The sequence below is a fragment of the Vibrio sp. 10N.237.312.B06 genome, assembly GCF_041464685.1.
GTDB lineage: Bacteria > Pseudomonadota > Gammaproteobacteria > Enterobacterales > Vibrionaceae > Vibrio > Vibrio tasmaniensis_A.
The window spans coordinates 26,320-42,696 of record NZ_JBFSPI010000007.1 but is presented as its reverse complement, the minus strand read 5'-3'; the positions used below and the strand labels follow the sequence as shown (position 1 = coordinate 42,696).

17 protein-coding genes and 1 pseudogene are annotated in these 16,377 nt (G+C 44.1%); 8 read left to right on the top strand and 10 right to left on the bottom strand.

Annotation, left to right across the window (positions count from 1 at the left end):
- Positions 1-97 precede the first annotated feature (97 nt).
- The 4 genes from frr to rpsB all read right to left on the bottom strand — a co-directional run bounded on the left by frr (position 98) and on the right by rpsB (position 3,356).
- On the bottom strand, positions 98-655 hold the full coding sequence (gene frr, locus AB6C75_RS03295; protein WP_009847417.1) for a ribosome recycling factor: 558 nt from the start codon (positions 653-655) through the stop codon (positions 98-100).
- A gap of 98 nt (positions 656-753) precedes the next feature.
- Positions 754-1,485 (bottom strand): UMP kinase, encoded by a 732-nt coding sequence (pyrH, locus tag AB6C75_RS03290; RefSeq protein ID WP_009847418.1) that lies wholly within the window; start codon positions 1,483-1,485, stop codon positions 754-756.
- Between the two features lie 156 nt (positions 1,486-1,641).
- Positions 1,642-2,487, bottom strand: a complete 846-nt coding sequence (gene tsf / locus AB6C75_RS03285) for a translation elongation factor Ts (protein ID WP_009847419.1) — start codon at positions 2,485-2,487, stop codon at positions 1,642-1,644.
- Positions 2,488-2,624: 137 nt separating this feature from the next.
- A complete protein-coding gene (rpsB, locus tag AB6C75_RS03280; RefSeq protein ID WP_009847420.1) occupies positions 2,625-3,356 on the bottom strand; it encodes a 30S ribosomal protein S2 in 732 nt (243 codons plus the stop codon).
- A 457-nt stretch (positions 3,357-3,813) separates the two neighbouring features.
- On the opposite strand from rpsB, the gene map reads away from it, so the two are divergent.
- The 3 genes from map to AB6C75_RS03265 all read left to right on the top strand — a co-directional run bounded on the left by map (position 3,814) and on the right by AB6C75_RS03265 (position 8,056).
- Positions 3,814-4,692 (top strand): type I methionyl aminopeptidase, encoded by an 879-nt coding sequence (map, locus tag AB6C75_RS03275; protein ID WP_012604605.1) that lies wholly within the window; start codon positions 3,814-3,816, stop codon positions 4,690-4,692.
- A 140-nt stretch (positions 4,693-4,832) separates the two neighbouring features.
- Positions 4,833-7,454: a bifunctional uridylyltransferase/uridylyl-removing protein GlnD gene (gene glnD / locus AB6C75_RS03270; RefSeq protein ID WP_372106860.1), complete on the top strand. Its 2,622-nt coding sequence runs from the start codon at positions 4,833-4,835 to the stop codon at positions 7,452-7,454.
- A gap of 218 nt (positions 7,455-7,672) precedes the next feature.
- Positions 7,673-8,056: a DUF3461 family protein gene (locus AB6C75_RS03265; RefSeq protein ID WP_004734354.1), complete on the top strand. Its 384-nt coding sequence runs from the start codon at positions 7,673-7,675 to the stop codon at positions 8,054-8,056.
- A gap of 161 nt (positions 8,057-8,217) precedes the next feature.
- On the opposite strand, the gene truC is transcribed toward AB6C75_RS03265, so the two are convergent.
- On the bottom strand, positions 8,218-8,967 hold the full coding sequence (gene truC, locus AB6C75_RS03260; protein WP_009847423.1) for a tRNA pseudouridine(65) synthase TruC: 750 nt from the start codon (positions 8,965-8,967) through the stop codon (positions 8,218-8,220).
- A complete protein-coding gene (locus AB6C75_RS03255) occupies positions 8,967-9,281 on the bottom strand; it encodes a YqcC family protein (RefSeq protein ID WP_012604609.1) in 315 nt (104 codons plus the stop codon). The genes truC and AB6C75_RS03255 overlap by 1 nt, the downstream gene beginning before the upstream one ends.
- Before the next feature lie 87 nt (positions 9,282-9,368).
- Here AB6C75_RS03255 and AB6C75_RS03250 point away from each other — a divergent pair, with 87 nt between their 5' ends.
- The gene (locus tag AB6C75_RS03250; RefSeq protein WP_372106857.1) at positions 9,369-10,409 is read left to right on the top strand and encodes a DUF3549 family protein; all 1,041 of its coding nucleotides are present in this window, start codon (positions 9,369-9,371) and stop codon (positions 10,407-10,409) included.
- Between the two features lie 101 nt (positions 10,410-10,510).
- On the top strand, positions 10,511-10,819 hold the full coding sequence (locus tag AB6C75_RS03245) for a DUF3301 domain-containing protein (RefSeq protein WP_017069389.1): 309 nt from the start codon (positions 10,511-10,513) through the stop codon (positions 10,817-10,819).
- Here the strand turns inward: AB6C75_RS03245 and AB6C75_RS03240 are convergent.
- On the bottom strand, positions 10,785-11,303 hold the full coding sequence (locus AB6C75_RS03240) for a GNAT family N-acetyltransferase (RefSeq protein ID WP_372106855.1): 519 nt from the start codon (positions 11,301-11,303) through the stop codon (positions 10,785-10,787). The two genes, AB6C75_RS03245 and AB6C75_RS03240, sit on opposite strands and share 35 nt — an antisense overlap.
- Before the next feature lie 768 nt (positions 11,304-12,071).
- Between AB6C75_RS03240 and AB6C75_RS03235 the strand changes: the two genes are divergently transcribed.
- The gene (locus tag AB6C75_RS03235; RefSeq protein WP_009847428.1) at positions 12,072-12,359 is read left to right on the top strand and encodes a hypothetical protein; all 288 of its coding nucleotides are present in this window, start codon (positions 12,072-12,074) and stop codon (positions 12,357-12,359) included.
- 38 nt (positions 12,360-12,397) lie between these two features.
- Positions 12,398-12,841 (top strand): YaiI/YqxD family protein, encoded by a 444-nt coding sequence (locus AB6C75_RS03230; protein ID WP_009847429.1) that lies wholly within the window; start codon positions 12,398-12,400, stop codon positions 12,839-12,841.
- Positions 12,842-13,118: 277 nt separating this feature from the next.
- On the opposite strand, the pseudogene AB6C75_RS03225 reads toward AB6C75_RS03230, so the two are convergent.
- From AB6C75_RS03225 to AB6C75_RS03215, 3 genes and pseudogenes are all read right to left on the bottom strand, one after another.
- Positions 13,119-14,706 (bottom strand): annotated as a pseudogene (locus AB6C75_RS03225) (AbgT family transporter).
- A gap of 387 nt (positions 14,707-15,093) precedes the next feature.
- Positions 15,094-15,219, bottom strand: coding sequence for a type B 50S ribosomal protein L36 (gene ykgO, locus AB6C75_RS03220; RefSeq protein WP_009847431.1), 126 nt, complete (start codon positions 15,217-15,219; stop codon positions 15,094-15,096).
- A gap of 1 nt (position 15,220) precedes the next feature.
- Positions 15,221-15,481, bottom strand: coding sequence for a type B 50S ribosomal protein L31 (locus tag AB6C75_RS03215; RefSeq protein WP_009847432.1), 261 nt, complete (start codon positions 15,479-15,481; stop codon positions 15,221-15,223).
- A 124-nt stretch (positions 15,482-15,605) separates the two neighbouring features.
- Here AB6C75_RS03215 and tsaA point away from each other — a divergent pair, with 124 nt between their 5' ends.
- Positions 15,606-16,301 carry a tRNA (N6-threonylcarbamoyladenosine(37)-N6)-methyltransferase TrmO gene (gene tsaA, locus AB6C75_RS03210; protein ID WP_372106852.1) on the top strand — a complete coding sequence of 232 codons (696 nt, stop codon included), beginning with the start codon at positions 15,606-15,608 and terminating at the stop codon, positions 16,299-16,301.
- The last annotated feature ends 76 nt before the right edge of the window (positions 16,302-16,377 follow it).

The following is a 16,377-nucleotide window of genomic DNA, read 5'->3' as shown; positions in this document are numbered from 1 at the left end:
AAAGAGTGAATCAAATTCTAATAGTCGAACAGAATAGCATAAAAAAACGCTGCACCGTGAGTACAGCGTTTTTCCTGAAAGAAAAGAATATGGAAAATTAAACTTCCATCAACTCTTTTTCTTTAACTGCTAGAACTTCGTCTACGTTCTTAACCGCAGCGTCAGTTAGCTTTTGAATTTCGTCTTGTGCTTTACGATCTTCGTCTTCTGAAATTTCTTTGTCTTTAAGAAGCGCTTTTAGATCGCCATTCGCGTCACGACGGATGTTACGAATAGCAACACGGCCACCTTCAGCTTCGCCACGAACGATTTTAACTAGGTCTTTACGACGCTCTTCCGTAAGCGGTGGAAGTGGAACGCGAATAACCGTACCTGCAGACATAGGGTTTAAGCCTAGGTCAGAAGTCATGATTGCTTTTTCAACAAGAGGAGTCAGTGTTTTATCAAACACTGTAATTGCTAGTGTACGTGCGTCTTCAGCAATAACGTTAGCTACTTGAGTCAAAGGCGTTGGTGCACCGTAGTACTCAACAGTAAGACCAGAAAGTAGGCTCGGGTGAGCACGGCCTGTACGGATTTTTTGTAGGCTGTTTTTTAGTGCATCAACACTTTTTACCATGCGCTCTTGAGCGTCTTTTTTGATTTCGTTAATCACAATTTCACCTTGATTATGTTCTTTCTTCAAGAAAGCTTTTTATTTGGAGTGATAAGGATAAGCTTACCGAAGCATTATACTTCAGTAAGCCCGAAAAATTAGTCAGCGTCGCTGATTAATGTACCTTCAGTTTCACCCATAACCACGCGACGTAGTGCGCCTGGCTTATTCATGTTAAATACACGGATTGGCATTTTGTGGTCACGTGCTAGCGTAAATGCGGCCAAGTCCATTACTTTCAATTCTTTCTCAAGAATTGTGTTGTAAGACAACGTATCATACAACTCTGCGTCTGGGTTTGCTACTGGGTCAGCAGTAAATACACCATCTACTTTTGTTGCTTTTAGAACTACGTCAGCTTCGATTTCGATACCGCGTAAACATGCAGCAGAGTCTGTAGTAAAGAATGGGTTACCAGTACCAGCAGAGAAGATCACAACACGACCTTGACGTAGTTGGCTGATTGCATCTGCCCAGTTGTAGTCGTCACATACACCTTTAAGAGGAATTGCTGACATTACACGTGCGTTTACGTAAGCACGGTGTAGTGCGTCACGCATAGCAAGGCCGTTCATTACCGTTGCAAGCATCCCCATATGGTCACCAACAACACGGTTCATACCCGCTTCTGCTAGGCCTGCGCCACGGAAAAGGTTACCACCACCGATAACAACACCAACTTGAACGCCTAGTTCAACTAATTCTTTTACTTCTTGAGCCATACGATCAAGGATCGTTGGGTCAATACCAAAACCTTCTTCGCCTTGTAGCGCTTCACCGCTAAGTTTTAACAGAATACGTTGATACGCTGGTTTAGGGTTCGTAGTCATGGAGCTTACCTTCCAAAGAGTTGATGATTAACAGTCATGGATAAAAACTGAAGAGCTCAGTTTGCATTCATAACAGCTAAAAGCCGGAAATAATTCATTATTCATAAAAAGACCGCAGCATTTGCCACGGTCTCTTTTCAAACAATACGCTAAGGATTAACCTTTTTGTACCGCTGCAACTTCGTCTGCGAAGCTCATTTCAGCTGCTTTCTCGATACCTTCACCAACTTCTAAACGAACGAAGGTAGTAACTGATGCGCCTTTCTCTTTAAGAATGTCAGCAACAGTTTTCTTAGGTTCCATGATGAAAGCTTGACCAGTAAGAGATACTTCGCCCGTGAATTTCTTCATACGGCCGATAACCATTTTCTCAGCGATCTCTTGTGGTTTGCCTTCGTTCATAGCGATTTCAACTTGAACAGCTTTTTCTTTTTCTACTACGTCAGCAGGTACGTCAGATGGGTTAACGTACTCAGGCTTAGAAGCAGCAACGTGCATAGCGATGTGCTTAAGCGTTTCAGCTTCGCCTTCACCAGCAACAACAACACCGATTTTCTCGCCGTGACGGTAAGAAGCTAGTGCAACACCTTCAACAAGCTCAACACGACGGATGCTGATGTTCTCACCGATCTTAGTTACTAGAGCGATACGTGCGTCTTCAAACTTAGCTTGAAGTGCAACGATGTCTAGACGTTCAGCTAGAGCAACTTCAGCAACTTCGTTAGCGAATGCAAGGAAACCTGCATCTTTAGCTACGAAATCAGTTTGGCAGTTCACTTCAAGAAGAGCAGCAACGCCAGCTTCTTCTTTAATGATGATTGCGCCTTCAGCAGCAACGTTACCAGCTTTTTTAGCTGCTTTCGCTGCGCCAGATTTACGCATGTTTTCAATTGCTAGCTCGATGTCGCCTTCAGCAGCAACAAGCGCTTTTTTACATTCCATCATGCCCGCAGCTGTGCGTTCACGAAGTTCTTTAACTAGAGCTGCAGTTACAGTTGCCATTCTCTATTCCTCAGTAAATTCTAAAAAAGATAAAAAACAGGGGCCTAATTAATTGGCCCCTGATATTGACTGTATTCAGTTCTTAAGCCATCGATTATGACCGCTTAATATGAACTAAATATGGCTCAGAGCCGCTATTATTCAGCTTCTACAAAACCGTCTTTTTCAGCAGCTACAGCAGCAACATCTTTGTTACGACCTTCTTTAACCGCGTCTGCAGCAGCGTTTAGGTAAAGCTGTACTGCACGGATTGCATCATCGTTACCAGGGATAACGAAGTCAACACCGTCTGGGTTAGAGTTAGTATCAACTACAGCGTAAACTGGGATACCTAGGTTGTTTGCTTCTTTAACTGCGATGTGTTCGTGATCAGCATCGATAACGAATAGAGCGTCTGGAAGGCCGCCCATGTTCTTGATACCACCAAGAGACTTCTCTAGCTTCTCCATTTCACGAGTGCGCATTAGAGCTTCTTTCTTAGTAAGCTTGTCGAAAGTACCGTCTTGAGCTTGCGCTTCAAGTTCTTTCAGACGCTTGATAGACTGACGAACAGTTTTGTAGTTCGTTAGCATACCGCCTAACCAGCGGTTGTTAACGTAGAACTGGTTGCTGTTGATAGCAGCTTCTTTAACAGCTTCAGATGCAGCGCGCTTAGTACCAACAAAAAGAACTTTACCTTTCTTCTCGCCAACTTTAGCGATTTCAGCTAGAGCGTCGTTGAACATTGGTACAGTTTTTTCTAGGTTGATGATATGTACTTTGTTACGAGCACCAAAGATGAATGGCTTCATTTTTGGGTTCCAGTAACGAGTTTGGTGACCGAAGTGAACACCAGCTTTAAGCATATCGCGCATTGATACAGTTGCCATTTTAAAATCCTCTATGGGGTTAGGCCTCCACATCCCCCATGAATCCGACCCCTAACAACTAACCACTTTTCAGCCGTTATCTGTGTTGTTGAGGCACCCCGGAACATGTGTCGGAATGTGTGTGATTTAAAGAAATAAGTTAGTGGACACAAAGCTTGTTTCGCCAATTGGAGAAAACAGTCCTGATGTCCGGCGCGCTTTATACCATATTTTGTCTATCTATGGCTAGAAAAAAATCCAAAAATGGCGACTGCTATACTCTAGCCTATTAGCGGATTTCACCGATAAATCGCGGCCTAATCAAATCGATTCAGCATCGTCTTACAGAGCAATATCGGCTTAATTTAATTAGTATCCACCAGCATTGTATGGATATGGGAATGTTGCGCTAAAATGCTGCACTGATAGAATAGCCCCAATATGCACACTTAGGTGCTACCAAATTAAGAGATATGCAATGGCTGTAAAAATTAAAACTGCTGAAGAAATTGAAAAAATGCGCGTCGCCGGCAAGCTGGCTTCTGAAATTTTAGAGATGATTGAACCTCACATCCAAGTGGGTACAACGACAGAAGAGCTTAACCAAATCTGTCACGAGTACGCTCTAGAGAGAGGCGCATACTCAGCACCACTTGATTACCACGGTTTCCCTAAGTCTATCTGTACGTCTATCAACCACATCGTGTGTCATGGTATTCCAGCATCACAAGATGAGACTGGTAGCACTGGTCAATTCAAACCTGCAGTATTGAAAGATGGCGATATTCTAAACGTTGATATCACTGTGATTGTTCCTGATGACGAAAATGCAGACCTAAGCACTCGTCCGCAGGGTTACCATGGTGACACATCTAAAATGTTCCTTGTGGGTGAAGTTTCACCAGCAAACAAACGTCTATGCATGGTTGCTCAAGAAGCACTTTATGAAGGCATGCGTCAGGTTAAACCAGGCGTTCAACTTGGCCAAGTTGGTACTGCTATCGAGAAGTACATCAAGACAAACAACAAGAATAACCCACGCGCTAAGTTCTCTATTGTAAAAGATTACTGTGGTCACGGCATTGGTTCTGAGTTCCACGAAGATCCACAAGTCGTTCACTACAAAAACAGCGATCGCACAGTGCTAAAAGCAGGCATGTGTTTCACAATCGAGCCAATGATCAATGCTGGTAAATTTGGTTGCCGTCTAGATGACGAAGATAGCTGGACAGTGTACACAGCTGACAGCAAGAACTCGGCTCAGTGGGAACACACATTAGTTGTGACTGATACAGGTTGTGAAGTACTAACACTACGCAGCGATGATACGATTCCACGTATTATGAAGAATGCTTAGTTCAACAAACTGAACACCTCAGACTTTTGAAAATATCCTCGCATTGCCGAGGATATTTTTTTTATCCGCTCAATTTCGATTTTGCATCAGCTTCTGTTAAATTGTTTACTATTCTCATTTGCTTGCACGGATAGCAGACTATGCCTTATCAATGCCCTATTACGTTCAATGACGAACAACTTGAAATCTGCGAATTAAAAAATCAGCTCGAAATATTCACGCAGTATCAAAAGAGTGAATTTCTAAATCATCATCCAGTTACCGATTTGGTTCTGCTGCGCTCCGAATACATGGATTTGCTTCTCAATCGTTTATGGGAACATTTCGGATTTAGCAAACTGCCTCATATTGCGTTGGTCGCAGTAGGCGGCTATGGCCGTGGTGAACTACACCCTTTATCCGATATTGATATACTCATCGTCTCGCAAAAAACTCTGCCACCCGCACTGGGTGAAAAAGTCAGTCAATTCATTACCCTACTCTGGGACTTGAAACTCGAAGTCGGCCACGCAGTCCGTACCATTGCCGAGTGTCTTGAGATCGGCATTGATGATTTAACCGTTGCGACCAACTTACAAGAGTCACGTTTACTATGCGGAAGCGAAGACACCTTTCAAGAGTTAAAGCTTAAGATTCACTCCGATTCATTTTGGCCAAGTGAGACCTTCTACAAGGCGAAGATTCAAGAACAGAGAGAGCGTCACGCTCGTTATCACGACACGACTTACAATCTAGAGCCGGATATCAAATCAACTCCGGGCGGGCTCAGAGACATCCACACTCTGAGTTGGGTAGCACGTCGCCACTTCGGTGCGACTTCTTTGTTAGAAATGAGCAAGTATGGCTTTCTTACCGATGCCGAATATCGTGAACTCGTGGAGTGCCAAGACTTCTTGTGGCGCGTTCGCTTTGCACTGCACATAGAGCTGCGCCGTTATGACAACCGACTTACCTTTGCGCATCAGGCTCAAGTAGCCGAACACCTTGGTTACACTGGTGAGGGCAATCGCGGCGTAGAAATGATGATGAAGGAGTTCTACCGAACACTTCGTCGTGTAGCAGAGCTCAACAAAATGCTGCTTAAGCTGTTTGACCAAGCAATCATTAACGGTGGTCAAACACAAGAAGCCGAGATTCTCGACAATGACTTCCAACGTCGAGGTTCATTAATCGAAGCGCGTAAGCCAGCCCTATTCCAAGCACGACCAGAAACGATTCTCGATATGTTTATCCATATCGCGAATGACTCGACGATCGAAGGGGTAAGCCCACCAACATTACGACAACTGCGAACGGCGCGTCGCCGATTGAACCGCTTCCTGCATACCCTTCCTGAAGCTCGTGACAAGTTCATGGATTTAGTTCGCCACCCCAACGCACTGCACAAAGCTTTTAGCTTGATGCATAAACTGGGCGTGCTATCGGCGTACTTACCGCAATGGAGCCAAATTGTCGGCCAAATGCAGTTTGATCTGTTCCACGTTTACACCGTGGATGAACACAGCATTCGCCTGCTCAAGCACATCAACCGCTTTAGCCAAGTAGAGAACCACGACAAACACCCAATTTGTTGTGAAGTGTACCCTCGAGTTCAGAAAAAAGAACTCCTGATCCTCGCCGCAATCTTCCACGACATCGGAAAAGGTCGTGGTGGAGACCACTCCGAGATCGGCGCAGTTGAAGCTTACTCTTTCTGTATTGAGCATGGGCTATCGAAGCCTGAAGCCAAACAAGTTGCGTGGCTAGTACAAAACCACCTGTTAATGTCAGTGACAGCTCAGCGCCGTGATATCTACGATCCGGATGTGATTACCGAATTCGCCAAAAAAGTTCGCGATGAAGAGTCACTTGAGCTGCTGGTTTGCTTAACTGTCGCTGATATCTGTGCAACCAACCCAGAGCTATGGAACAGCTGGAAACGTACCCTACTCGCAGAGCTATTCCATTCTACGCAGCGAGCACTGCGTCGCGGCTTGGAAAACCCAGTCGATGTCAGAGACCGTATTCGTCACAATCAACAAATGGCATCTGCACTGCTGCGTAAAGAAGGTTTCTCCGCTCGTGAAATTGAAGTGTTGTGGCAGCGTTTTAAAGCTGACTATTTTTTGCGTCATACACACACTCAAATTGCATGGCACTGTGAGCACTTACTTCGCTTAGAAGATCCGAGCCAACCTTTAGTACTTATCAGCAAAAAAGCAACACGAGGTGGTACAGAGGTATTCGTATACTGTAAAGACCAAGCAGCACTTTTCGCCACCGTTGTTGCCGAGCTCGACAGACGTAACTTTAACGTTCACGACGCACAGGTCATGGTCAGTAAAGATGGTCACGTTTTGGATACCTTTATCGTACTTGATCAGCATGGTGAAGCGATTGATGAAGCAAGGCACAAAGCCGTTGCGAAGCATCTAACTCATGTTCTGGCTGATGGCCGTCCAACTAAGATTAAGACACGTCGCACGCCTCGAAACTTGCAGCATTTCAAGGTAAAAACTCGGGTTGAGTTCCTACCAACTAAGAGCAAGAAGCGCACCTTGATGGAATTGAGAGCTCTTGATACACCGGGGTTGTTGGCTCAAGTCGGCGCAACCTTTGCTGAGTTAGACATCAATTTGCACGGCGCTAAAATTACCACCATCGGCGAACGTGCAGAAGATTTGTTTATTCTGACCAGTGACGCGGGAGGAAGGTTGTCTGAAGAACAAGAACAAGCCTTAAGAGAAAGATTAACCGAGCACGTTTCAGAACTCGCACCTTAGAAAGCTAATTTAGAGCTAGAAATAAGTTGTGACGAGGAAACAAGTTTAGCTCTAGGAGCGGCTTTAATAGCCAAATAAGTGTGGGCAAAGATAGAGAGCGATCTTGCCCACAACTTACAATCAATTCACAGATATCAACTATCTAGCTCGTCGTTAGGCTGCTACATTGATCAAGTCAATTACATAAAAGTATTACATTCATAACCTAGAGGTCGCTTATGTATCCAAACCTCACTGGCTTAGGTATCCACGAACCTAAACAGATTGAACGTTACTCCCTTCGCCAAGAAGCGCACAAAGATATCCTGAAGATTTACTTTCGTAAGCAGAAAGGCGAACTGTTCGCGAAAAGCGTTAAGTTTAAGTACCCACGACAAGTAAAAAGTGTGCTTGTTAGCGGCGGCAATAATCAATACAAAGAAGTGACAGAGATTAACCGCAACCTCACTCTTGTGATTGATGAACTCAACAAGATCACCAAACCGACGCCAACGGCGGAGGTGGATGTGAAGCAGAAGATCCTTACTGACTTGCGCCATCTAGAAAAAGTGGTATCAAGCAAGATCGCAGAGATCGAAGCCGATCTAGAAAAACTTAAATGATCCCGCGATTAACTGTTAGCGATTAACGATTAACTAACCTACATTAGTTATGCCGTTAAGGTCGCACAGACATCAAAAAGGGCTGATATCACTATCAGCCCTTTGTTTTTATTCTATTTTCTCTATTCACTTAGACTCGCGATTGCTTAAACACGCGTGACTTACTTCGACAAGCAAGTTTGAGCATCGATTAAGTTGGCATCCCACTCAAAAGTTTCAAACAACCTTAACCACGTTTCATCTAAGTTCGCCTTCATCACCAATTCTTCTTTAGTGAAAGGATGAATGAAGCGCAATTCAGAAGCATGCAGCAACAGACGGTGTGAGTCTAAATCATCACGGAACAGTCGGTTATGCTTACCATCACCATGTGAAGTATCGCCCACGATTGGGTGTCTTAGATGAGCCATGTGACGACGCAGCTGATGTTTACGTCCTGTCTTTGGCATCATCTCAACTAAGCAATAACGACTGGTAGGAAAACGGCCTGTTGAATACGGCACTTCAACTTTAGCTAACGGCTCGTAAACAGTGACGGCTTCTTGTGGTTCTTTATCTTCTTTCGCGAACTTATCGGCGATCTTATCCAGCTCAACCTTAAGCGCATAATCGAGCGTATCGCCCTCTTCTATCCAACCACGCACAATCGCATGATAGGTTTTTTGCATCTCGTGGTTGGCGAACATCGGCATCACCTCAGAGGCAACTTCACTCGACAGAGCAAACACCAATACGCCAGACGTTGGACGATCTAAGCGATGCAGAGGAAATACGTGCTGACCAATTTGGTCGCGCAGAGTCTGCATCACAAACTGAGTCTCGTGTTTATCCAACCATGAGCGATGCACTAGCATACCCGCAGGCTTATTCACCGCGACAAAATACTCATCTTGATAAATGATCTCTAACATTACGCGCATACCTCATCAATGCTCTGAATCGTCACTAGCAGCTCAGCTTTGTCTGCCTCATTTTTCCACACTTCACCAAAATAAGGATGAATCGCAAAGCCTTTCGGTAGGCTCATTTGGGCATCCATCATTGCGTTGATCTTTACGATAAAGATCCACTGCAACCACTCTTCTGGCTGTAGCGAGTCAATCGCAAAAGGCTCAACGCTCGCCAAAGCTTCATCCGAAGGCGAAACATCACTCCATAGCGAACATTGGCGCATTTGTTGTTCTAATTGTTGAAGTAAAAGAGGTAACTTTGTGGCAGCTGTCATTTTTCACCAAGTTATTTATCTAGTGACCTTGAAATTGGGGCATAGAGTACCATCTATTTAGGAAAGAAAGTTAGGAGCTTTATTACTATGGAAACCATTCACACGCTCACTCAGTTACTAAAGAATAGCGGTTGCCAATACGACATCTACGACCTAGGTCGTCGTATCCAGAAAATCGACAACACCCTATTCTCTGATGTTGAGCAGGGGAAACAGCCATACCCGTTTCCACTTCAGAAACAAGCTCACTTAGCGATTAGCTACTGGAACGAACACAAGCAACCTTGGATCTGGTTCCTAAAATTCAAACTCGATGAAAGAGGCTTACTGCATCAAGGGGATGTGGGTAATTTTCTTAAGTTTGTTATCGAAGCGATGGGCACTCGTTTGAACGGTGATATCAGCGAAGAGCAACAACAAAAGCTGTCAAACAACCCTTATACCTTCAAGCCTTCTGAAGACAAAATGGCCGTATTCCATAGCCAAGTAAGAGCAGGGTTAGACCTCGCGACGAGCCAATATTACGAGCACGCTCAGCATTACTTCACAGGTGAGCTTGGTTGGGATAACTGGAAAACCGTTGGTCTTCAAGGCATCACCGATATGTGTGCTCGCTTAGGCAGTCAGCAAAACGGTGTCGCTATTCGCAAAGCATTGAATAAACTGCCATCAGAGCCGCTATACGCAACACTAGGGGCGCTTGAGCACACGCAAATCAATGATAAGCTCGCTCAACGCTTACAAGAAATGGCAGACAATGAGATTAACAGTCAAGAGCCGGATCTGTTCTTACTGTCAGCTTTGGTTCGTGCCCTTTCCGGTGCAGAACAAGGGATCGCGAATAACATCATTAACCAAGTTCTCACTAGTCCACGCTTGAGCCACCAAGAAGTGTTGATTGGTTTAGCGGGTCGCAGCTGGCATGCGCTACAAGACCCTGCGATTGCTGAGCAATTCTTGCTGCGTCTCGCACAAACGGGCAATCAAAACCTGTTCAATCAGTTATTTGCAGATTTAGTGATGATTCCGACACTAAGAATGGTATTTTTACCCTTGTTGAATTCGAACCCATCACCTGAACTCGCAAACGCATTGATTGAGTTACAACAAGCGGCTAAGTCTCAATAATTGACTGACGACTAACTCAAAAGCGAGCTAGATCTGTAGCTCGTTAACACAAGCTCAAAATTACGATTGGAATAGAGTGATTAAAAGGAAGTATGGATTAAATGATAGATAACTTATTGGCTATTTTGCTTCTGTGCTTCTTTTGCTTTCTGTTTTGGCAGCAGCGCAGGCAATCCGAGCTTGCGAAAGCTGCCATTGCGAGAAAGTGTAAAGAGCTCGACCTACAATTATTAAGTGTCGCCTTCAACGGTCATAAACTTAAGATGCGCCATGAGCTCACGACCATTTGGCGCTGGCATACTGTGTACCATTTTGAATTTTCGGCGTTAGGTGATGACCTGTACCAAGGAAAACTGACCATGGTGGGCTTCCGCTCTATGCGGTTTGAGCTACAGCCTCATAGAATGTAACGTCGCAGTGCGCGTTATAGCTATATTCATGATAAGGGCCAAACGAATCTTGTTTGGTTTCCTTAAATTCAAACCCTAGTTTTTCTAATAACTTAATCGATGGGTTGTGGCCGACATTCACAGTCGCAACAACATTCGTTAGGCGCTCTTCAAAACACACCAAACTTAAAAATGGTTTTAGCACCTCACTAGCAAAGCCGCGATTCCAATGCTCTTTATCCAAAATAAAGCCAAGCTCATGCCTACCCTCTTCTGATGAAATAAAGACATGTCCAAGATATTCACGGGTTTGGTTGTGGATGATAGCGCGGCAGAAGCCGACGTTGTCTTGCAGTATCTCTTGAAATAAGAACTTCGCAGAGGCAATAGAGTGCGGCCCATTCATTTCAAAACGATTAACGGGGCAGCAATTCAACTTGATAAAGTCGTGTTGTAGCTGTTCGGTATAAGGTACCAACAGCGTTCTTGAGGTTGCTATCGTCATAAAACACTCCTTGTGTTGACCATTAGCAGAAAAGCAGATGTCGCGATCTTAGATAAAAGCTCCTGAATTAAAGAGCCCCCTAGAGAGAAGAAAAGTCTCAGATAAAGAAAAGCCCCGACACCGAAGTGTCAGGGCTAGGGTCTTACTCGCAGCAGTCCGGCTACTAATAAATGCTCCATGCATCATCCATAATAGTGGCTGTAATCCTTCAGCTCTTTCCTTTACTTCGCCGTCCTAGCGGTGTCCAATCATCCTGAAAGCTAACAATCCTAGTTAGCGCACATCACTTGTTCCGTGAGCGGTGTCCTTTACATCGTCCTGATGCTAATCCAACCCTTTAAATCCTAAAGGTGTCCATTGTCATTCCGTTGCAGCTAACTTCCTGTTAACTGACTGTATCCCTACAATGTCCTTACGCTCCATGCTTGACTACTCAATCCTAAGTAACCAAATCTTCATCCTGAAGATAACCAAATCCTTGGTGCTTTCCTGTTCCGTGTCAGAATCCTTCCGACAAGGTTTAATTTACGCGATTTACGATTTGGGACAATAGATTTGCATCACACTTTGAATTTATTAAAGTTGTTAATTATATAAAACAACAAAAAATCAACAGCTTAACCATATGCACCTCAATCTCTCTAGCGATGTATTCGTGTTATCTCACAACCTTTGTAAGAGATCTCTCACAAGCTATGGGCGGTTTTATGATTCGCTATCACTCACCAGAGCGAGTAAAATGGCTGAAGACTAAAAATGGAGGTCAACATGCTGACAAAAGATGTGTCTGAAGAGTTGAAATCAGTGCTTGAAGGACTGCAAGCACAAGGGAAAGAGCCTACAGTTGCTTTAGTTAAAGCTCGTATGAGTACATCGGTTCCGATGCCCGCTTTAATCACGACCATCAAGAGCTGGAAAAGCGCGAATCGCGTTCCTAAAGTTGAAGTCGCGACACAAGAAGAGCCTGCACTTGATCGTGTTAGCCAACTGGAAAAGCAAATCCTTGAACTTACCACCCGCGTTGCCACGCTAGAAGCCAAGTTAACGGAACAATAAGTTAACTGAGCAATAAGCTAACAGAGAAATAGAACACAATGAAAATATGGGTTGATGCGGACGCTTGTCCTAAGGTTATCCGAGAAACAATCGTACGCGCAGCTGAGCGCACTGGGGTTGAATGTACCTTCGTGGCAAACCATCTGGTTCCTGTCCCTAAACGCAATAACATCCACTCAATCCAAGTCCCAAGCGGATTTGATATTGCAGATGATGAAATCGTAAAACGCACTGAACCCGGTGATCTCGTGATTACATCCGATATCCCTCTCGCCGATGAAGTGATCACCAAAGGTGGTCAAGCACTTAGCTCTCGTGGCGAGCTCTACACCAAAGAAACCATCAAAGCGCGCCTGAACATTCGTGACTTTATGGATACCATGCGTTCAAGCGGCATCCAAACGGGTGGACCAAGCGCCCTCTCACAGACCGATCGTCGTGAGTTCGCGAATCACCTTGATCGCCTGCTAGCAAAGCGCTAATCATTAAGAAACATTGATATTCGTTCATAGCCATAACCGTGAACCTGTAGATATGTTTGTCGACATACTCCGTTCTTGTTACTTAACACTTGATACTAAGTGCTACTTTAACGGAGTATTGATGATCCATCTTGTCACCATCTCTTCTTTTTAAATCATCCCAATTTTCTACACTCTTTCAGATCACTTTCCGTGATTGGTACACCATACTTTCGATCAAAAAAAACCTGCACGAGGCAGGCTTTAAAATCTAACAATATGACTTGTACTAACGTTACTACGGCGTGTAGAACGTTGCTGCACCTGGGCCTACTGGAAGACCAAATACGAACACCCATAGGTAGAACAAGATGCTCCAACCGAACATAAAGCAGATTGAGTATGGAAGCATTGTAGCAATCAGAGTGCCGATACCAAGGTTCTTCATGTAACGCGTCGCTACAGCAAGAATAAGACCGAAGTAGCTCATCATTGGTGTAATGATGTTCGTCGTTGAATCACCGATACGGTAAGCTGCTTGAATCGTTTCTGGTGCGTAACCAACAAGCATTAGCATAGGTACAAAGATAGGTGCTGTTACTGCCCACTGAGCAGAAGCCGAACCGATCATTAGGTTAATGAAGCCACACATTAGGATAAATGCAAAGAACAACATTGGGCCAGTAAGACCGATATCTTGTAAGAAGCTAGCGCCACCAACAGCGATTACTTGACCAAAGTTAGTCCACTTAAAGAAAGCAACAAACTGTGCAGCAAAGAATACAAGAACAATGTACATGCCCATTGAAGACATAGACGTTGCCATCGCATTGATCACGTCACGATCGTTCTTCATTGAACCGGTAACTTTACCGTAAACAAAACCAGGAATAGCGAAGAATACAAAGATAAACGCAACAATACTCTTCAGGAATGGAGAACCCGAAACCGTACCAGACGCTGAACGTAGAACACCGTCAGCTGGAACGATAGTCCACGCTAGAAGTGCAGAAACAGCCAATACAGCAATACCTGCTAGTTTTAGACCTTTCTTCTCAACATCCGTCAGTCTGCCCATCGAATCATTTGATAAATCTTCAGAAGCTTCTTCGTCGTTGTATTTACCCAACTTAGGTTCAACAATCTTCTCAGTTACAAATGCACCTGTAATCGCGATGAAGAAAGTAGAAACAAACATGAAGTACCAGTTTGACTCAGGACCAACCGTGTAAGACGGGTCAATCATCTGTGCCGCTGTTTCTGTAATACCAGAAAGCAGTGGGTCAACCGTACCGATAAGTAGGTTTGCAGAGTAACCACCTGACACACCAGCGAATGCCGCAGCAAGACCAGCAAGAGGGTGACGACCTAAAGAATGGAAAAGCATTGCTGCTAGTGGAATAAGTACCACATAGCCAAGCTCTGATGCTGTGTTAGAGATAATACCTGCAAACACAACCGTTACTGTAACCATGCGCTTAGAAGCACCCATTACCATGCCACGCATTGCAGCAGATAGTAGACCTGAGTGTTCAGCAATCGCTACACCAAGCATAGCAACAAGTACAGTACCTAGTGGAGCAAAACCAACAAAGTTCTTAACTAAGTTAGTCACAATAAGTTGTAGACCTTCTGCGTTAAGCAGACTTACAACGTGGATCATGCCGTCAGCAGCACGACCTTTAGCACCTTCTGGTCGAGGGTCCATAACAGACACTTCGAAGTAACCAGCAATACCTGAAGTAACGAGGATTGCTAAGCAGAAGATTGCGAAAAGAGTGATTGGGTGGGGCAATAGGTTCCCCAAATATTCAACGCCATCTAAAAAGCGAGTAAAAATAGGTTTTTTTAGGCGAATTGTTTTTTATTGAAGCTGATGAACTCATCAGTTCCCTCCTTGTAGTGATTCCTGTGCAATTATGACAAAGATGTTTAAATTGCCCGCGCAGATTACTCGACAAAAGGGTCAATTAGAAATCGTAAATGTTACAAAGTGTGTAACAAACCATTCTTTTAAACTTAATAAAAACAAAAAATTAGCAAATAACTCTAATTAAAGTATGAAAGTTAGGTTTATAATTGGTATGGATGCATTCATTCGATTTATGCTTGCGCTTGTAAGCTATTGATAAAGTGACAAATAAGAAACAACGTACGCTAAGTGAGCACATACTCTCCTTCAAAGTTCCTCTCGAAGGAAAAGAAAAACAGACAAATGAATGAAGTTTGACTTTCCCCTCGTTTTTACACTCATGTCACATCAAATTGACTGACTATTTTTGAACCGCTTTGAATCTCGGGTTGGATTTACAGATGACATAGAGACGGCCTCTACGCTTTACTATTTGGCAATCTGGGTGACGGCTTTTCGCACTTTTCAGTGATTTCACAACTTTCATTCTATTTCGCTCCCTTACCTAATTGACCAAAACGACGAGTGAAGTTCGCAACGCGTCCCTCTTTATGTAGCACTCGCTGTTTACCCGTATAGAAAGGATGCGACTTTGACGACACCTCAATCGTGAAGTAAGGATAAGTATTTCCGTCTTCCCATTCGATAGTGCGATCTGTTTTCAATGTTGATCCGATTAAGAAGTACTCATCGACACTGGTGTCATGAAAAACCACGGGGCGGTAATCAGGGTGGATATTCGGTTTCATTGTATTTCCCTTAAATAACTAACTTGATATGTTATAACATATCAAATGATAATTATTATCAAAAGAAAAGCAAGTGATTTTATGATATTTTTCCGTCTTAACTGAAACCAGAGAACACCTTGCTATGTACACCATTGAACCTGTTGGCTTTATTGAGTCTCCTTATAAAGAGAAGTTCGCTGTGCCAAGACAGCCTAGGTTAGTACCCACTTCTACCTCAAGAGTCAGGCTAGTTGAAGCAGCGAACAGCCTTGAGTCTGTTCGTGATATTGAACAATTTAGTCATGTGTGGTTGTTGTTTTTGTTCGATAAGAACCTTGAAGCAGGATGGAAACCAACCGTGAGGCCACCTCGCCTTGGCGGGAACGAACGTATTGGTGTATTCGCGTCTCGTGCCACATTCAGACCGAATGGAGTGGGTATGTCCGCGGTTGAGCTCAAAGGTGTATCTCAAGAAAAGGGACAAACTTGGTTGGACTTGGGCAGTGTTGATCTCGTTGACGGCACACCGATCATCGACATCAAACCTTATATCCCCTACTCGGATTCAATTCCCGATGCACTAGGAGGGTTTGCCGCCGATGAACCAGCAGTGCTCGACGTTAACTTCTCGCAGCAAGCCCAAAGTAAGCTGTCTGGTCACCCTCAGGCTCGCCATATCATTCAGGTGATCAAAGAAGTATTAGGCCAAGATCCTCGCCCTGCCTATAAGAAAGGTAAGCCTGACAACAAGGAATATGCGGTAAATTTGTTCGATCTTAACGTGAAATTCGTGGTTGAAACGCTTTTCATCAATGTAACTGACATTGAACGCTTTTGAGATCCCAAATAGGCTGATATTATATGCGGCTATATCAGATTTGCTGTGGTTACGAACGACAGCAAGTTTTCTTTTA